Annotated in this window: 1 protein-coding gene; it reads left to right on the top strand. The window is 67.4% G+C overall.

What is annotated here, in order from left to right; translation table 11 throughout:
• Window positions 1-270, top strand: a 270-nt coding sequence (locus tag NP777_RS47450) for a KR domain-containing protein (protein ID WP_256656412.1), incomplete at both ends; no start/stop codon positions are given.

Genomic DNA, 270 nt, shown 5'->3' with positions numbered 1-270 from the left:
ACGGACCTCGCCACCGAACTCACCGAACTCGGCGCCACCGTCCACATCACCGCCTGCGACACCGCCAACCGAGACCAACTCGCCACCACCCTCACCGACATCCCGCCCGACCACCCCCTCACCGCCGTGATCCACACCGCGGGAACCCTGGACGACGGCACCCTCACCCAACTCACCCCCGACCGCCTCAACACCGTCTTCCGCCCCAAAGTCGACGCCATCACCCACCTCCACGACCTCACCCACGACAACCACGACCTGACAGCGTTC

The sequence above is a fragment of the Streptomyces rugosispiralis genome (assembly GCF_024505145.1).
Taxonomy (GTDB): Bacteria; Actinomycetota; Actinomycetes; order Streptomycetales; family Streptomycetaceae; genus Streptomyces; species Streptomyces rugosispiralis.
Note: the sequence above shows the minus strand (reverse complement) of the source record. Positions and strands in the feature narration are given on the sequence as shown.